This window comes from Flavobacterium frigidimaris, from assembly GCF_002217275.1.
Lineage (GTDB): Bacteria > Bacteroidota > Bacteroidia > Flavobacteriales > Flavobacteriaceae > Flavobacterium > Flavobacterium aquidurense.
Window position 1 is genome coordinate 12,489 of the sequence record NZ_MUGV01000033.1, and the last position, 14,193, is coordinate 26,681.

Below are 14,193 nucleotides of genomic sequence, written 5' to 3' on the forward strand. Positions count from 1 at the left end.
AAAAAACCCAAAACTTAGTTTTGGGTTTTTTTATGAATCAATTATATTATGCTTTTTTCAATTCTAATTTTTCATCATCCGGAGAGGTGTAAACGTCATCAGACTCACTTTCGTAAGGTTTAAAAGTACCATCGGCATTTTTTACGACCATGATGGCTTCTCCCTGGTATTTCTTAAATGAGATTTCTTTTCCATCTTCAGTTTTAACATTAAACTGATTTCCATTTGGCCAAACATAACCTGCTTTATCAGTTCCTTCATAAATAGCTATTGCAGGAGAATAAGAATCTAAACTAACCATACCGCTTGAACCACTTGAAGCTGGTCTAAATCTTGTAAATTCAAAAGTTCCCACGAATATTTTCTTTTTGTAATAGGCAGTTCCTTTAAGAGTTACGCAATAGGCAGTTCTTGAAGTTATAGTTTCTATTTTGTGTGGAAAATTACTTTGGTTTACAAATTCTAAACGTTGAAGATTCTTTTTAGCATTGTCCGGCCACATAGCTAACATACCAGCGTTATCTTTTGCAATAGCAAGGTATTCGTTTGCTTTTGGAAAATTAACTTTAAAAATTTCAATTAAACTTAAGTTCAAATTAACGATTTTCGTAATTTCTTTATCTTTAATTTTTCCAACAGGTTTTCCAAGATAACCTTTGTAGAAAGTTTGCATTTGATCTAAGTAAGCATCTTCAAATGTAAGTGCTTCAAGTTTACCAAGTAATTCTTGTGTTTTAGTATTAAAATCAACTAATTCAGGGAAGGCTTCACACTTTTCAAAAATTCCGTAATTAAAGGTTAATTCAACTTCATTTTTTGTGATAAGATATCCGTCTAATAAGTCATAAGCCTGAAGACATAAAGCATTAGCCATCTCAGTTTCCTGAACACGTCCTTTAACTCTGTCTAAAGGAATTGTTCTGTTTACAGACGCCATAGTTATTATCTCATTGTTTTTACCTAATATTAAAAAGCTGAGATCACCTGTTACACTTGGCTGACCAGATGAATTAAAAAGGTATTTTGAAGGATTTAAACCTACAATAATTTTCATGTCAGGATTAATAGAATCAATCTGTTTGTCATTTTTGTATCGATCAATGGTAATATCCTTTTGAAAAGTTTCATTTGGAAGAAATTCTCTGGATCGATCCCATTTACTAATACCCTGAACAATGATATTGTATTTTTTAATGGCATTAAAATAATCTGATTTTGGTACAGGAATTTTGAATTTTTTAGTCTCTGTATCTGTCTTTTGAGCATTTACTGCTACAGCGATCATCAAAAAAAAGGCGGCAATGTGAATTTTAGTCATATAATTGGGGATATAGTTTAAGGACGTTAAAAATAATATTTTATTTGTTTGAAAATTAATATGTTTGTAAAAATTTTTCTAATAATTTTTTATTTAAATTTTTTTTACTGACAAACCCTTAATCAACTTAATTTCACTATGAAAAAAATTACTCTTTTATGCTTTTCGTTATTCTCAGTTGCTTCTTTTGCACAAAAAGTTGACCTGGATCGCTTCTATTTTAATGTAAGTTATCAGGATCTTCCAAAAACAATAGTTCCTTTAGAGCAAAGAACTTATGCAACTAATATTATTACTGACGGGCCTATATCTGTTCAGTTTCCAAGTGCGAAAGTTTTAAATAATCAATTAAACATTTATGGTTGGAAAAAACTAACCGATAACGCAAGTGTAACGGTTGATCTTAATTTGGCAGATTTTTATGAAGAAGGAACTACTGTTGAAACGAGAAAAGTAGAAGAAAAAGATAAAGACGGGAAAGTTTTGAGATCATATCCAATGTACACACTTGTTACAACGTACAGAGGTAAAGGATATGCGGTCGTTACTGCGCCAGTTGTGGCTAAAGCTCCTGTTGCTGCGGCTCCGGTAGAAGCAGCTCCAAAACCAGCGAATAGATTTTTGAAAAGCACAAATCAGGAAGCTCCGGCAAGTGATGCAGGTGCAGCTTCAAATACAATGAAATATAATTTCTCTGATCAGTACACTTATAGATCTGCGGAAAATGCCAATCAGTCTTTTCTTGAAAGAGAAAATGCCAAAAACAGATCTGTTAATTTACAAAACAGATTAAGAGAGTATGTTGAAAATGCTATTAAAAGTGCTAATACACAATTGAATTACAATTTCGGTTTTACACCAATCAGTTTTCAGGAGCAACTTTGGATTATGGATTCAAAAGAAGAAGAAGGTGCAATTCAGAAAGAAGCTATAGAAGCTGTTAAGGTGCAATTTGCCGGAATGAGAGCAGATCAGCCAATTGATAAATTAACTCAGGATTTACAACCTTTAATAGAATATTTTGAATCTCTTAAAACAAAATATACAGAAGATAATAAGGGAAGTAAGAAAATCAGATATTCTGCTTACTATAATTTAGGGAAGATTTATTTGTATTTAGATCAACCGGAAAAAACAATAAAAGAAGGTGAAGGATTAATTGCAAATGATTATGATAAGGGAGATGGTAAAGACCTTATTTCAAGCGCAAAAAAATTAATTGATAAATTTAATGCTGCACAAATCAGAACAAGACACAATCCGTCATTGTAAATTTGATTTTAAACAAAAACGGGAACATATTTTTTATGTTCCCGTTTTTGTTTTTTTTAAAATCCGAAATTAAGTCCTAAACCAAAAACTTCTCTGGTTTGAAGACCCTGATAAGCATTGTCGTCATAAATTGCCTGAAATGATAAATTAGCCGACAAAAATTTATTGACTTTCATAATAATATTCAGAGAATAATCAATATCAACATTTTGAGGATCTTCTAAATAATTAGAATATAAATTCAGCGTGTTTTCTGCTGTTACGTTGGTCATAATAGCTAGTTTGTAATAAACAGATGCATAGAAACCTAATTCGTAACGCATGCTTTTTCCTTCATCAACACCAAAATAGTCTCCATCAACATAAGGTAAACCATTTGACTGATTAATTCCTGTGGTATAAGCACTGTCTACAAAAGTGAATTTTGAAGTTAGTGGAGCGAAGTTGATTTTTAGATTAGCATCTTTCGTCCAGTAAATACCCGGACCGGTTGTTAGGTATCCTGGAGACATGAATTTGGTACTTTCCGTTCTGATTTGTTTTCCGTTGTCATCCTGACCATAAATATAGCCAGTTGAAAACTGAGTTCTAAAATTCAGAAAGTAGGAGTAATACCATTGACCGAAAGCTTTTTTTTCAACGATGGAATTGAATTCTAAACGGTCATCTGTTTTTTTTGTGAAGTCATCATTTTTGGTCTGTAAAAGTCCGTAAGAAGCGAGAATTTTATTGTCCCACGTTACATCATCTTTTTTGTAATTGAAATCATAGTTGATTCCCAGAGTTCCGGAAAAGCTATCTTCTCCACCTGCAATCCAGTTATTAAAACTCGATTGATTTAATAAAAGTGATACGGTCCCTTTTGTCTTCCAACCTTCTCCTTCTATAGTGTCATTAATTTTTTTTACTGCTTTTTCAGTATTCTGAATTAATTCTTTTTCTGAATTTTGGGCTTGTACAAAAGTGAAGTTTACTAAAATGAAAAGTAATAATACTAGCTTTCTCATAGTTTTTAGTTTAGAAGTGTGTTAACAAATATACTAAAAACCGTTAAAAGGTCCGAAATTAATTGACTGTAAAAGAAAGTTATTTCTTAGTTTCTTTATATAAGGGAACTGCTGAACATGCTTCTCCGTACATAATACTTCTGGCAAAAGGCTGTAAATATGTTGTAGCTAAAATATAAGCACGCATAGGAACCGGTTTTTTCGAACAGCCTTTTACAATGACAGGTTTGCTTTGGTATGCTGAATAATCAATGTTTTTTAAGATCTCTTCGTATAAACTTCCGTCTAAATCTTCGATAGTTCCATTCACTACTTTTTTGGCATAAGGCGCCAATTGTACCGCTACTAAAATTAATGCCCAGGCAGGAACAATTGCATCTGTACTACAATTTACAGCCACATATTGATCTTGATATTGCGACCAATCGTGGTTTTTTAGGTGCTCTCTAAAGTCTTTTTCTTTCAATAAAAATCCTTCTAAAAGCCATTGCGAAATGTCAATTTGCACGCGCATTCCCTTCGGATAGTAATCTTCTAAATCAAATACTTCTAATGCGCTATTGGCAACTTTATTGATAATTTCTTCCATTTTATGTAGTTTTCAGTCGCAGTTTTCAGTCTCAGTCTCAGTCTCAGTCTCAGTCTCAGTTTTCAGTTTCAGTCTCAGTTTAGTATTGAAAACTGAGACTAAAATTACTTATTATGTCACAGTGAAAAACTGAAAACTGCGACTGAAAACTGTATACTTTTTTAAAGCATTCCTAATTCTAATTTTGCTTCTTCGCTCATTAAATCTTTACTCCACGGCGGATCGAAAGTAATTTCAACATCAACATCTTTAATGTTTTCGATTGTTTTTACTTTTTCTTCAACCTCTCTTGGCAAACTTTCCGCAACCGGACAGTTTGGCGATGTCAATGTCATTAAGATTTTTACTTCGTAGTCTGTGTTTACCATGACGTCGTAAATTAATCCTAATTCGTAAATATCTACAGGAATCTCCGGATCGTAAATGCCTTTTAAAACTCTTACAATTGATTCTCCTAATTCGTTTGTGTCAATTTCTTGTTCCATTTTTTTTGGTTTTTTTTTCCACCATATAAGTGATATAAGTTCATTTAAAAAGGGGCCTTATTATGCAACTCTATAAAATGGTTTTAGATCATTTAAGCGACGGGCTTATATCTCTTAATATTACTTATATGGTTTAATTTTAATTTTATTCTTCGAGCCAGCGATATAATTCGTTGACGTATGTTTTTTGACCCTCGTGATAAATATTTGTAACGTTAAAGTTTATCATTAATCCTATCGGGCATTTTAAAAGTTTCATATAAGACATCAATTTGGCAATATGAACAGGTATAATTTGATCAACAGCTTTTAATTCAAAAACTAAACAATTTTCTATAAGCAAATCACATCTTAAATCTGATTCTAATTCTAAGCCTTTGTATTCAACAGGAATCACTAACTCAGATCGAAAATTTATTCCTCTTAAAGATAATTCCTTGATCATGCATTGATGATAGATATTTTCTAAAAGTCCTGCTCCAATATTTTTATGAACCTCAATTGCTGCTCCATTAACTTGATAAATTAAATCTTTCAAATATTTCTTCGTTATCATTATGCTTTTTCAACAATAATAAGAAATAAAAAAGAAAGATAAAACTTACTTTTTGTTTTTTCCACCATATAAGTAATATAAGTTCATTTTAAAAGGTTGGATTTTACCCCCTTTCTTATATTTTAACTTATTAGCTAGCGTACACAAGCTTATAATTTCTTAAATGCGCTTATATGGTGAAAAATTCGGCACTAATTACTCTTAGCATTAAAAGCCAAAGCGTACATTTTGATGTTTTTGATCATCGAAACCAAACCATTTGCACGTGTTGCAGATAAATGTTCTTTTAAACCAATATCATCAATAAATTGTGTGTCGGCATTTATGATGTCTTCTGCTTTTTGATTCGAGAAAGCACGGATTAAAATCGCGATTATTCCCTTCGTTAAAATCGCATCACTGTCTGCAGTAAAGACAATTTTGTCGTCTTTTTGCTCTCCGTGTAACCAAACTTTCGATTGGCATCCTTTGATTAAATTCTCCTCAGTTTTATACTCTTCATTAATTATAGGAAGACTTTTTCCTAATTCGATGATGTATTCATAACGTTGCATCCAATCATCGAACATGGAGAATTCGTCTATTATTTCGTTTTGTATCTCTTTTATTGTCATAATTATTCTTTAGCAAAATCAGTCAGCAAATTTACCAATTTTTCTATTTCCTTGGGAGGAAAACCATTGTCGAAACCTTGCGTCTGATATGTTTTTTGATTCTGAATTATTGTTAGATTTCCAATTGCCGCGCCATCATAAAATCGCTTTTCAGTTGGTGCTTTTAAAGTTGGAATACTTTCTAAGTTTATTTTCGAAAATTCTGTTGCAATCTGTTTCCATTTTGCATCGTCGATTTTCTTTTCTACCGGTTGAGCATCTCTGCCATTGGTAATAGAAACCATTTTATTCTGAACAATGATCTTTTTATAAACTCCCCGCGATACGGCAGAATATTCTATCTGTGTTGTTGTCATATCCGCAATTTTTTGGCTTGAACAGCTCGTTCCGAAGAAAATCGTCAGGAGTAATAAAGATAGTATTCTCATAAATGTGTTTTAGCTTAACATGGTTTTTGCCTTTTTCACCGCTTCAACCATAGTGTCAATTTCTTCTTTTGTATTATAAAAAGAGAAAGAAGCACGAATAGTTCCCGGTATACAAAAGAAATTCATGATCGGTTGCGCGCAATGATGTCCTGTACGAACAGCAATTCCTAATTTATCGATAATTGAACCAACGTCATAAGGATGAATTCCATCAATATTAAACGAAACTACAGAAGCTTTATTTTTCCCCGTTCCGTAAATTCGTAAACCTTCAATTTCTAATAAACGTTTTGTAGCGTGTTCTAATAATTCGTTTTCGTATTGTTGAATATTTTCGAAACCAATATTGTTTAAGTAGTCAATAGCAGTTCCTAAAACAATTCCACCAGCGATATTTGGAGTTCCTGCTTCAAATTTATGAGGAAGATCAGCGTAAGTCGTTTTCTCAAAAGTCACTTCTTTGATCATTTCTCCTCCACCTTGATAAGGAGGAAGTTTGTTTAACCATTCTTCTTTTCCGTATAAAATTCCGGTTCCGGTAGGACCGCACATTTTATGCCCTGAAAAAGCATAAAAATCACAATCTAATTCCTGAACATTAGGTTTTAAATGCGGAACAGCCTGTGCACCATCAATCAAAACAGCCGCACCAACAGCGTGTGCTTTGTCAATAATATATTTTATCGGATTGATGATTCCCAATGCATTCGAAATATGATTTACGGTTACGACTTTGGTTTTTTCTGATAATAAAGCATCAAAAGCTTCCATAATCAATTCGCCGTCTTCGTTCATCGGAATCACTTTTAAAGTCGCTCCGGTTTTTTCGCATAACATTTGCCAAGGCACAATATTACTATGGTGCTCTAAAGAAGAAACAATTACTTCGTCGCCAGGTTTTAAAATCGAAGCAAAACCGTTGGTCACTAAATTGATTCCGTGTGTTGTTCCTGAAGTAAAAAGAACTTCGTGAGCAAATTTTGCATTAATATGTTGTTGTACTTTACCACGAGAAATCTCGTAAGCATCGGTAGCTAATTGACTTAATGTGTGAACACCTCTATGAATGTTGGCGTTTATTTCCTGATAGTATTTCACTTCGGCATCGATTACAATTTGTGGTTTTTGTGAAGTTGCACCGTTGTCGAAATATACCAATGGTTTTCCGTTTACTTTTTGTGAAAGTATTGGAAATTCAGCTCTTATTTTTTGGATATCTAGCATGTCTTATTTAGAAAAATTCTATCTACAAAAGTACTAAAACTAAATTTGTTTCCACGGCAATTCGATAATTTCCTTTTATAGTGCCATCAATTGCAGGCTTAAATGCCGATTCCGTAAAATTAGATTTGATTTTATAAATTATATGAAACGGAAATCTAAATTAGATCATAATATCGTGATCATAAATTAATTATATTGCATTAAAAATAGCTATCAGTCTTATGAAAAAATTTCTCAAATTACTTGTTCTTGTTTTGGTTCTTGCCTTTTTGTATTTCGGATTTACTACTTATCCAAAGCTGGATTTGATTTCTGGTTTTTCTGCGAAAAGTGTCGCTTCTGGTCATTTTATGGATAATCGACCGTTAGAGTTGATTCAGAAAACGGACAATGATATCGATATGATTGATTTGGCTAAGAATTCAATCGATGATGCTGGTAAGTTTGCAACAGCTTCTGTTTATGGTTTAAAAGAAAGAAAAGCTATTTATAGAGAAGGTTTGGGAGCAACTTTAATTAATGATGATTTTGATGTTTCGAAACCTTATTTGCTTCCGAAAAGAACAAAATTGGTTAACAATCTTCCTTTTCCTTACGGGAATAATGAACCAAAAGATACGACGTTTTCAAATGTTGATTATGCAAAATTGAAAAGTGCTGTTGATAATTCATTCGATAAAAATGGAGGAAAAGCAAAGAGAACACGTGCCGTTGTAGTTTTGTATAAAGATAAATTGATAGCCGAAAAATATGATACTGGTTTTAATAAAAACAGTAAAATTTTGGGATGGTCGATGACAAAAAGTATTACGAGTTCGGCTTTTGGCGTTTTAGCCAAACAAGGAAAAATTGATATTTATAAACCAGCTCCAATTGCAGAATGGCAAAAAGATGATCGTAAAATTATCACGATTAACGATTTGCTTCATATGAATTCTGGTTTAGAATGGGAGGAGAATTACACCAAAATTTGTGATGCGACAAAAATGCTTTTTCAGGCCGAAGATATGGGAAAAGTGCAAATGGATAAGCCAGCTCAGTTTAAACCGAACACGCATTGGTATTACTCCTCTGGAACGACCAATTTATTATCCCGAATTTTAAGAAGCCAATTCAAAACCCAGCAAGAATATCTTGATTTTTGGTACGGTGCTCTAATTGACAAAATCGGAATGAATTCGATGATTGTCGAGCAAGATATGTCAGGAACTTTTGTGGGTTCCTCTTACGGATGGGCAACGCCAAGGGATTGGTCAAAATTTGGATTATTATACCTTCATAAAGGAAATTGGAACGGAGAGCAAATCTTAGATGAAAGCTGGGTAAAATACACCGCAACACCAACAAATACTTCAGAAGGAAAATACGGAGCGCAGTTTTGGCTAAACGCCGGAGGAAAATTCCCGGATGTGCCGCGAGATATGTTTTACTGCAGTGGATATCAAGGACAAATGGTAGCCATTATTCCGTCTTTGGATATGGTAATTGTGAGAATGGGAGTGAAGGAAGAAGAGCCTGGATTTGATTTTAATGGGTTTTTGAAAGGGATAATTGAGAGTGTGAAGAAATAAATTGTAATATATTTCTTTCTTTTTGTATATTGCTTGAAATTTCTATTTATGAGGTTATTTGAAAATATATATTTTATTGGTGGAATTCATGGAGTTGGAAAAGGGACTATTTGTAAAGAAATAACATCTAGAACGGACTTAATTCATATAACTGCTAGTGAAGTTTTGAAGTGGAATGAAATTAGTTTATCAGAGAATAAATTAGTCAAAAATATTTCTTCGACTCAAGAAAGGTTAATTTATGGCTTAGAAAATTTAATCGAAGAAGATAAAGAATATTTATTGGATGGGCATTTCTGCTTATTAAATTCTTCTGGACTTCCAATCAGAATTGATGAAGATACTTTTGATCAAATTAATCCAAAAGCAATAGTAATTGTAATTGATGATGTTGAAAAAATTGCCAAAAGATTAGAGTTGAGAGATAGTAAAATTTATAGTATTCAAATTCTTAATGACTTGCAAGAAATGGAAATAGAATATGCAAAATATCTTTCAGATAAGTATTCAATTCCTTACATCGAAATAAGAGGCGGAAATTATAATCAACTAATTGAAAATATTCGATGAAAATTTTACTAGACACTAATATCATCATTCATAGGGAAGCAAACAAAATATATAAACCAGAAATTGGTCAGCTTTTTAAATGGATTGATAATCTTAAATACTCCAAATATATTCATCCTTTAACACTTGAAGAATTAGAAAGATATAAAGATCTAAATGCTCTTGATACGATGAGTATTAAGATTGAAAGTTATAATTTACTGAAACATCAAGCTCCTTTAGGTCTGGAAATATTAAAAGTTAGCAAAAATATTGATAGTAAAGACAATGATATAAATGATACTCAAATCCTAAACGAAGTTTATGAAGGTCGAGTTGATTTTTTAATTTCAGAAGATAAAAAAATTCACACGAAGGCTAACTTATTAGGTATAGCAGATAAAGTTTTTAAAATTCAAAATTTCTTAGAAAAAGTAACTTCGGAGAATCCTGAGTTAGTTGATTACAAAGTATTGGCTGTTAAGAGAGTTGATTTTGCAGAAGTTGATATTAAAGACTCTTTTTTCGATAGTTTTAGAGAGGATTATACCGAGTTTAATAAATGGTTTAATCGCAAAGCTGAAGAAAAGTGCTACGTTTGTTATAGTGACAACAACTTAACTGCATTCTTGTTTGTAAAAATAGAAAATAAAAATAGTGAAAGTTATTCAGAAATCACTCCAACTTTTATTCCTAAAAAGCGTCTAAAAATTGGGACTTTAAAAGTTTCTAGTAACGGATATAAAATTGGCGAAAGATTCTTGAAAACGATTTTTGACAATTCGATAAAATATGGAGTAGAGGAGATATATGTTACACTTTTCACTAAAAGACCTGAACAAGAACAGCTAATAGAAATGCTTGAAGAATGGGGATTCATATTCTACGGACTAAAAACGACTCAGAATGGAGAAGAAAAAGTTTATACAAGATCATTTGGAAAAAATATACCCGTAAATATTAAAAATCCTAAAATTACTTTCCCTTTCTTATCCAGAAAAACTGATAAATATATAATTAAAATTGAACCACAATATCACACTGAACTTTTTCCTGACAGTATTAACACAAAAGAGGATAAAACGAAATATACTGAAAATGAGCCTCATAGAAATAGAATTAGTAAGGTTTATATTTCTCATTCCCAAGATAGACAATTAAAATCAGGAGATATAATAATCGTATATCGTATGGGAGAAACTACACCCAAAAAATATTCTAGTACAGTAACCAGTATATGTATTGTCGAAAGTGTTCAAAACAATTTCACATCTTTTGAAGATTTTTTTAATGCATGTAATAGACGAACTATGATAGCAAAAGAAGATTTAAAAGTTAGTTGGTGGGATAAATATCCGAATAATAGACCTTTTATTGTAAACTTTTTGTATGCGCATTCTTTGCCTACCCCTAAACCAACTTTAGATGATTTAAATAGATTGGGAGTTATTCCAGATATATTAAATATGCCAAGAGGATTTATTAAAATAACTAATGACCAGTTTAATGATTTGATTAAATTTGCCTATAAATTATAAATTATGAAAGTAGTACTATCAATTAAACCCCAATATGCAAATAAAATATTTGACGGGACAAAAAAATTTGAGTTTAGAAAAGCTATTTTCAAAAATCAAAATGTAACATCAGTTTTGGTTTACGCTTCTTCACCAGTACAAAAAGTAATTGGAGAATTTGAAATAGAGAAAATATTTAATCTTGACCTTAAAGAGCTTTGGGATAAAACTAAAGAATATTCAGGGATAACCGAAGATTATTTTTACGAATATTTCGAAAATAGACAGCAAGGTTTTGCTATTCAAATAAAAAATAAAAATAAATTTGAAGAGCCTAAATGTTTAAAGGCTGATTATAATTTAACACCTCCTCAATCATTTGCATATTGGTCAAATGAAAAAAGATAAAAACAAAAACCGGTAAACTTCAAAAAGCTTATCGGTTTTTATTTATTAAAGAATAGAATTTTTTACAAATCAAATCCTAAATTCACACCCAATTTCATGGCAATGATTTTAGTGATTCTTTGTTTTAATTCCGGTATTTTGATGCTTTCGATTACGGCATTTGAGAATGCGTACATCAATAAAGCTTTAGCTTCTTTTTTAGGAATACCACGTGATTGCATGTAGAACATTGCAGTTTCGTCTAATTGTCCAACAGTACAACCGTGAGAACATTTTACGTCATCAGCAAAAATCTCTAATTGTGGTTTTGCATTGATAGTTGCTTTGTCGCTCAATAAAATATTATTGCTTTTTTGGAAAGCATTTGTTTTTTGAGCTTCTTTTTCTACCAAAACTTTTCCGTTGAAAACTCCCGTCGAACGATCAGAGAAAATTCCTTTATAATCCTGGAAACTTTCGCAATTTGGTGTTGCGTGATTTACCAAAGTATAATGATCAACGTGTTGTTTTTCGCCAATGATTGTGATTCCGTTTAGAGTACTTGTCAATCTTTCTCCAAAATGATAAAAGTTCAAATTGTTACGAGTCAGATTTCCTCCAAAAGAGAATGTATGTACGTAAACATGACTTTCTTGCTGTTGTGAAACGTAAGTGTTATCAATTAAATTCGCTTCAAGATTGTCGTTTTGAATTTTGTAGTGATCTACAATCGCACGTTTTTGAGCAAAAATCTCAGTAACCGAATTGGTTAAAACCGGATTTTCATTCAAACTTTGGTGGCGTTCGATAATTTGAACATGTGAATTCTCACCCACAATAATCAAATTTCTTGGCTGTACCAATAAAGCAGATTCATTTCCTGTTGAGAAATACATGATCTCAATTGGTTTGTCAGCTACTTTCTTTTTTGGAATATTGATAAAAGCGCCTTCACTTGCAAAAGCAGTATTCAACGAAGTCAGACTTTCGTCTTTGCTTGCTACTTTGTTGAAGTAAGTATCAATAATCATTTTATATTTTGGCTTGGTCAATGCCGAAGACATCAAACAAACATCGATTCCGTCATGCGTAGTAGAAGACAAATGCGAACTAAAAACGCCATCAATAAATACTAATTTATAAGTATCTATCTCGTGTAAAAAGTATTTTTTTACCTGATTAAATTCGATTGCATTTTCTTCCTTTGGAAAAACCGTAAAGTCATTTTTTAAGATGGCGTTTAGCGATGTATATTTCCAAGCTTCTTCTTTTTTGGTTGGGAAACCTTTATTTTCGAAGTTTTTTAAGGCATTTGTGCGAATGTCATGCAAATCTGAATGTACATCGACACGCTCTTCAAAAGCCATAAAAGACGATACTAATTTTTCTTTTAAATCCATTGTTCTTGTTAGTCTTAAAGTCGAAAGTCGAAAGTCAAAAGACTTTAGATTGTCGACTATTTTTGTGAAAAAATCATAAACTTAGTTGAGTCTAAACAGACTTTACAACTTTTGACTTTATGACTTTTGACTCAAATATTTAATGAAACCGCTTAATAATTTCGATATTTCAGTTATCGATTCTAAAAGCATTTCAAATTCTTCTTTAATTATATATTCTAAATCAAACGCTAAATATAATTGAGATCTTACTTCTCCTGCAGATGCTTTGGCCACATATAAAAAATAAACAAACTCTTTATCTGTATTTCTCTCAAAACCTTCTGCTATATTTGATGATATAGAAAGTGATGCGCGTCTTATTTGTCTAACGAAATCAAAGTCTTTTTTGAAATTAGAATTTTCAGTAACTAAATATATTTTCTTATTGAAGATTCTGGATTTCTGCCACGAATTTATTTCCTCAAAAGATCTAAATTTGCTCATGCCCAACTTTTGACTTTATGACTTTAGACTTTCAGACTGTATTAATTCTCCGCTTTAATCCAGTCGTATCCTTTTTCTTCCAATTCGTAAGCCAGTTCTTTTCCGCCAGATTTTACGATTCTTCCGTTGTATAGAACGTGAACGAAATCCGGAACGATATAATCTAACAAACGTTGGTAGTGCGTGATAACTATAATTGCGTTTTTCTCGCTTTTTAATTTGTTAACTCCGTTAGCTACAATTCTTAAAGCGTCGATATCAAGACCAGAATCAGTTTCGTCAAGGATAGCTAATTTTGGTTCTAACATTGCCATTTGAAAAATCTCGTTTCTTTTTTTCTCTCCTCCAGAAAAACCTTCGTTTAAAGAACGAGATAAAAATTTACGATCGATTTCTAATAATTCTGATTTCTCACGAATTACTTTTAGCATTTCGTTAGCCGGCATTTCGGCCTGACCATTTGCTTTACGAGTTTCGTTGATTGCAGTTTTCATAAAGTTAGTTACACTAACTCCAGGAATTTCTACAGGATATTGAAACGAAAGGAAAACTCCTTTGTGTGCTCTTTCTTCTGGAGCAAGATCAGCAAGATCTTCTCCGTCAAGGAAAACTTGTCCGTCAGTAACTTCGTAGTTTTCGTTTCCTGCGATAACGGCAGAAAGTGTACTTTTTCCAGAACCGTTTGGTCCCATGATAGCGTGTACTTCGCCAGCTTTAACTTCTATATTAATTCCTTTAAGGATTTCTTTATCACCAATTCCGGCGTGAAGGTTTTTTATTGATAACATTG

General features: G+C 32.1%; 16 protein-coding genes. 5 read left to right on the forward strand and 11 right to left on the reverse strand.

Features of this window, described 5'->3' with window-relative positions:
• Positions 1 to 46: 46 nt before the first annotated feature.
• Positions 47 to 1,318: a hypothetical protein gene (locus B0A65_RS17815; RefSeq protein ID WP_074662419.1), complete on the reverse strand. Its 1,272-nt coding sequence runs from the start codon at positions 1,316 to 1,318 to the stop codon at positions 47 to 49.
• Between the two features lie 138 nt (positions 1,319 to 1,456).
• Between B0A65_RS17815 and B0A65_RS17820 the strand changes: the two genes are divergently transcribed.
• Entirely contained in the window at positions 1,457 to 2,590 is a 1,134-nt protein-coding gene (locus B0A65_RS17820) for a hypothetical protein (RefSeq protein WP_074662421.1), read from the forward strand.
• A 56-nt stretch (positions 2,591 to 2,646) separates the two neighbouring features.
• Here the strand turns inward: B0A65_RS17820 and B0A65_RS17825 are convergent, their stop codons facing one another.
• From B0A65_RS17825 to B0A65_RS17855, 7 genes are all read right to left on the reverse strand, one after another.
• Positions 2,647 to 3,597, reverse strand: a complete 951-nt coding sequence (locus B0A65_RS17825; protein WP_074662424.1) for a DUF3078 domain-containing protein — start codon at positions 3,595 to 3,597, stop codon at positions 2,647 to 2,649.
• A 79-nt stretch (positions 3,598 to 3,676) separates the two neighbouring features.
• Positions 3,677 to 4,186 carry a DUF2480 family protein gene (locus B0A65_RS17830; RefSeq protein ID WP_074662426.1) on the reverse strand — a complete coding sequence of 170 codons (510 nt, stop codon included), beginning with the start codon at positions 4,184 to 4,186 and terminating at the stop codon, positions 3,677 to 3,679.
• 161 nt (positions 4,187 to 4,347) lie between these two features.
• A complete protein-coding gene (locus tag B0A65_RS17835; protein WP_012023258.1) occupies positions 4,348 to 4,671 on the reverse strand; it encodes an SUF system Fe-S cluster assembly protein in 324 nt (107 codons plus the stop codon).
• 145 nt (positions 4,672 to 4,816) lie between these two features.
• Entirely contained in the window at positions 4,817 to 5,227 is a 411-nt protein-coding gene (locus B0A65_RS17840) for a GxxExxY protein (RefSeq protein WP_207556451.1), read from the reverse strand.
• Positions 5,228 to 5,418: 191 nt separating this feature from the next.
• Positions 5,419 to 5,841, reverse strand: coding sequence for a SufE family protein (locus B0A65_RS17845; protein WP_074662431.1), 423 nt, complete (start codon positions 5,839 to 5,841; stop codon positions 5,419 to 5,421).
• A gap of 2 nt (positions 5,842 to 5,843) precedes the next feature.
• Entirely contained in the window at positions 5,844 to 6,269 is a 426-nt protein-coding gene (locus tag B0A65_RS17850) for a protein kinase family protein (protein ID WP_074662434.1), read from the reverse strand.
• Positions 6,270 to 6,278: 9 nt separating this feature from the next.
• The gene (locus B0A65_RS17855) at positions 6,279 to 7,493 is read right to left on the reverse strand and encodes an aminotransferase class V-fold PLP-dependent enzyme (RefSeq protein ID WP_074662437.1); all 1,215 of its coding nucleotides are present in this window, start codon (positions 7,491 to 7,493) and stop codon (positions 6,279 to 6,281) included.
• Between the two features lie 221 nt (positions 7,494 to 7,714).
• Here B0A65_RS17855 and B0A65_RS17860 point away from each other — a divergent pair, with 221 nt between their 5' ends.
• From B0A65_RS17860 to B0A65_RS17875, 4 genes are read left to right on the forward strand one after another with little or no spacing between them, the layout of a single operon-like run.
• Complete coding sequence (locus tag B0A65_RS17860) at positions 7,715 to 9,064, forward strand: serine hydrolase domain-containing protein (RefSeq protein ID WP_074662441.1); 1,350 nt, start codon at positions 7,715 to 7,717, stop codon at positions 9,062 to 9,064.
• Positions 9,065 to 9,112: 48 nt separating this feature from the next.
• Positions 9,113 to 9,634, forward strand: coding sequence for an ATP-binding protein (locus B0A65_RS17865; protein WP_074662444.1), 522 nt, complete (start codon positions 9,113 to 9,115; stop codon positions 9,632 to 9,634).
• Positions 9,631 to 11,151 carry a PIN domain-containing protein gene (locus B0A65_RS17870; protein ID WP_074662447.1) on the forward strand — a complete coding sequence of 507 codons (1,521 nt, stop codon included), beginning with the start codon at positions 9,631 to 9,633 and terminating at the stop codon, positions 11,149 to 11,151. The genes B0A65_RS17865 and B0A65_RS17870 overlap by 4 nt, the downstream gene beginning before the upstream one ends.
• Before the next feature lie 3 nt (positions 11,152 to 11,154).
• Entirely contained in the window at positions 11,155 to 11,538 is a 384-nt protein-coding gene (locus tag B0A65_RS17875; RefSeq protein ID WP_074662450.1) for an ASCH domain-containing protein, read from the forward strand.
• A 62-nt stretch (positions 11,539 to 11,600) separates the two neighbouring features.
• Here the strand turns inward: B0A65_RS17875 and sufD are convergent, their stop codons facing one another.
• From sufD to sufC, 3 genes are all read right to left on the reverse strand, one after another.
• The gene (sufD, locus tag B0A65_RS17880) at positions 11,601 to 12,917 is read right to left on the reverse strand and encodes a Fe-S cluster assembly protein SufD (RefSeq protein WP_026982551.1); all 1,317 of its coding nucleotides are present in this window, start codon (positions 12,915 to 12,917) and stop codon (positions 11,601 to 11,603) included.
• Between the two features lie 117 nt (positions 12,918 to 13,034).
• Entirely contained in the window at positions 13,035 to 13,403 is a 369-nt protein-coding gene (locus B0A65_RS17885) for a four helix bundle protein (protein WP_074662453.1), read from the reverse strand.
• 41 nt (positions 13,404 to 13,444) lie between these two features.
• Positions 13,445 to 14,191 carry a Fe-S cluster assembly ATPase SufC gene (sufC, locus tag B0A65_RS17890; RefSeq protein WP_065451637.1) on the reverse strand — a complete coding sequence of 249 codons (747 nt, stop codon included), beginning with the start codon at positions 14,189 to 14,191 and terminating at the stop codon, positions 13,445 to 13,447.
• Between the last annotated feature and the right edge of the window lie 2 nt (positions 14,192 to 14,193).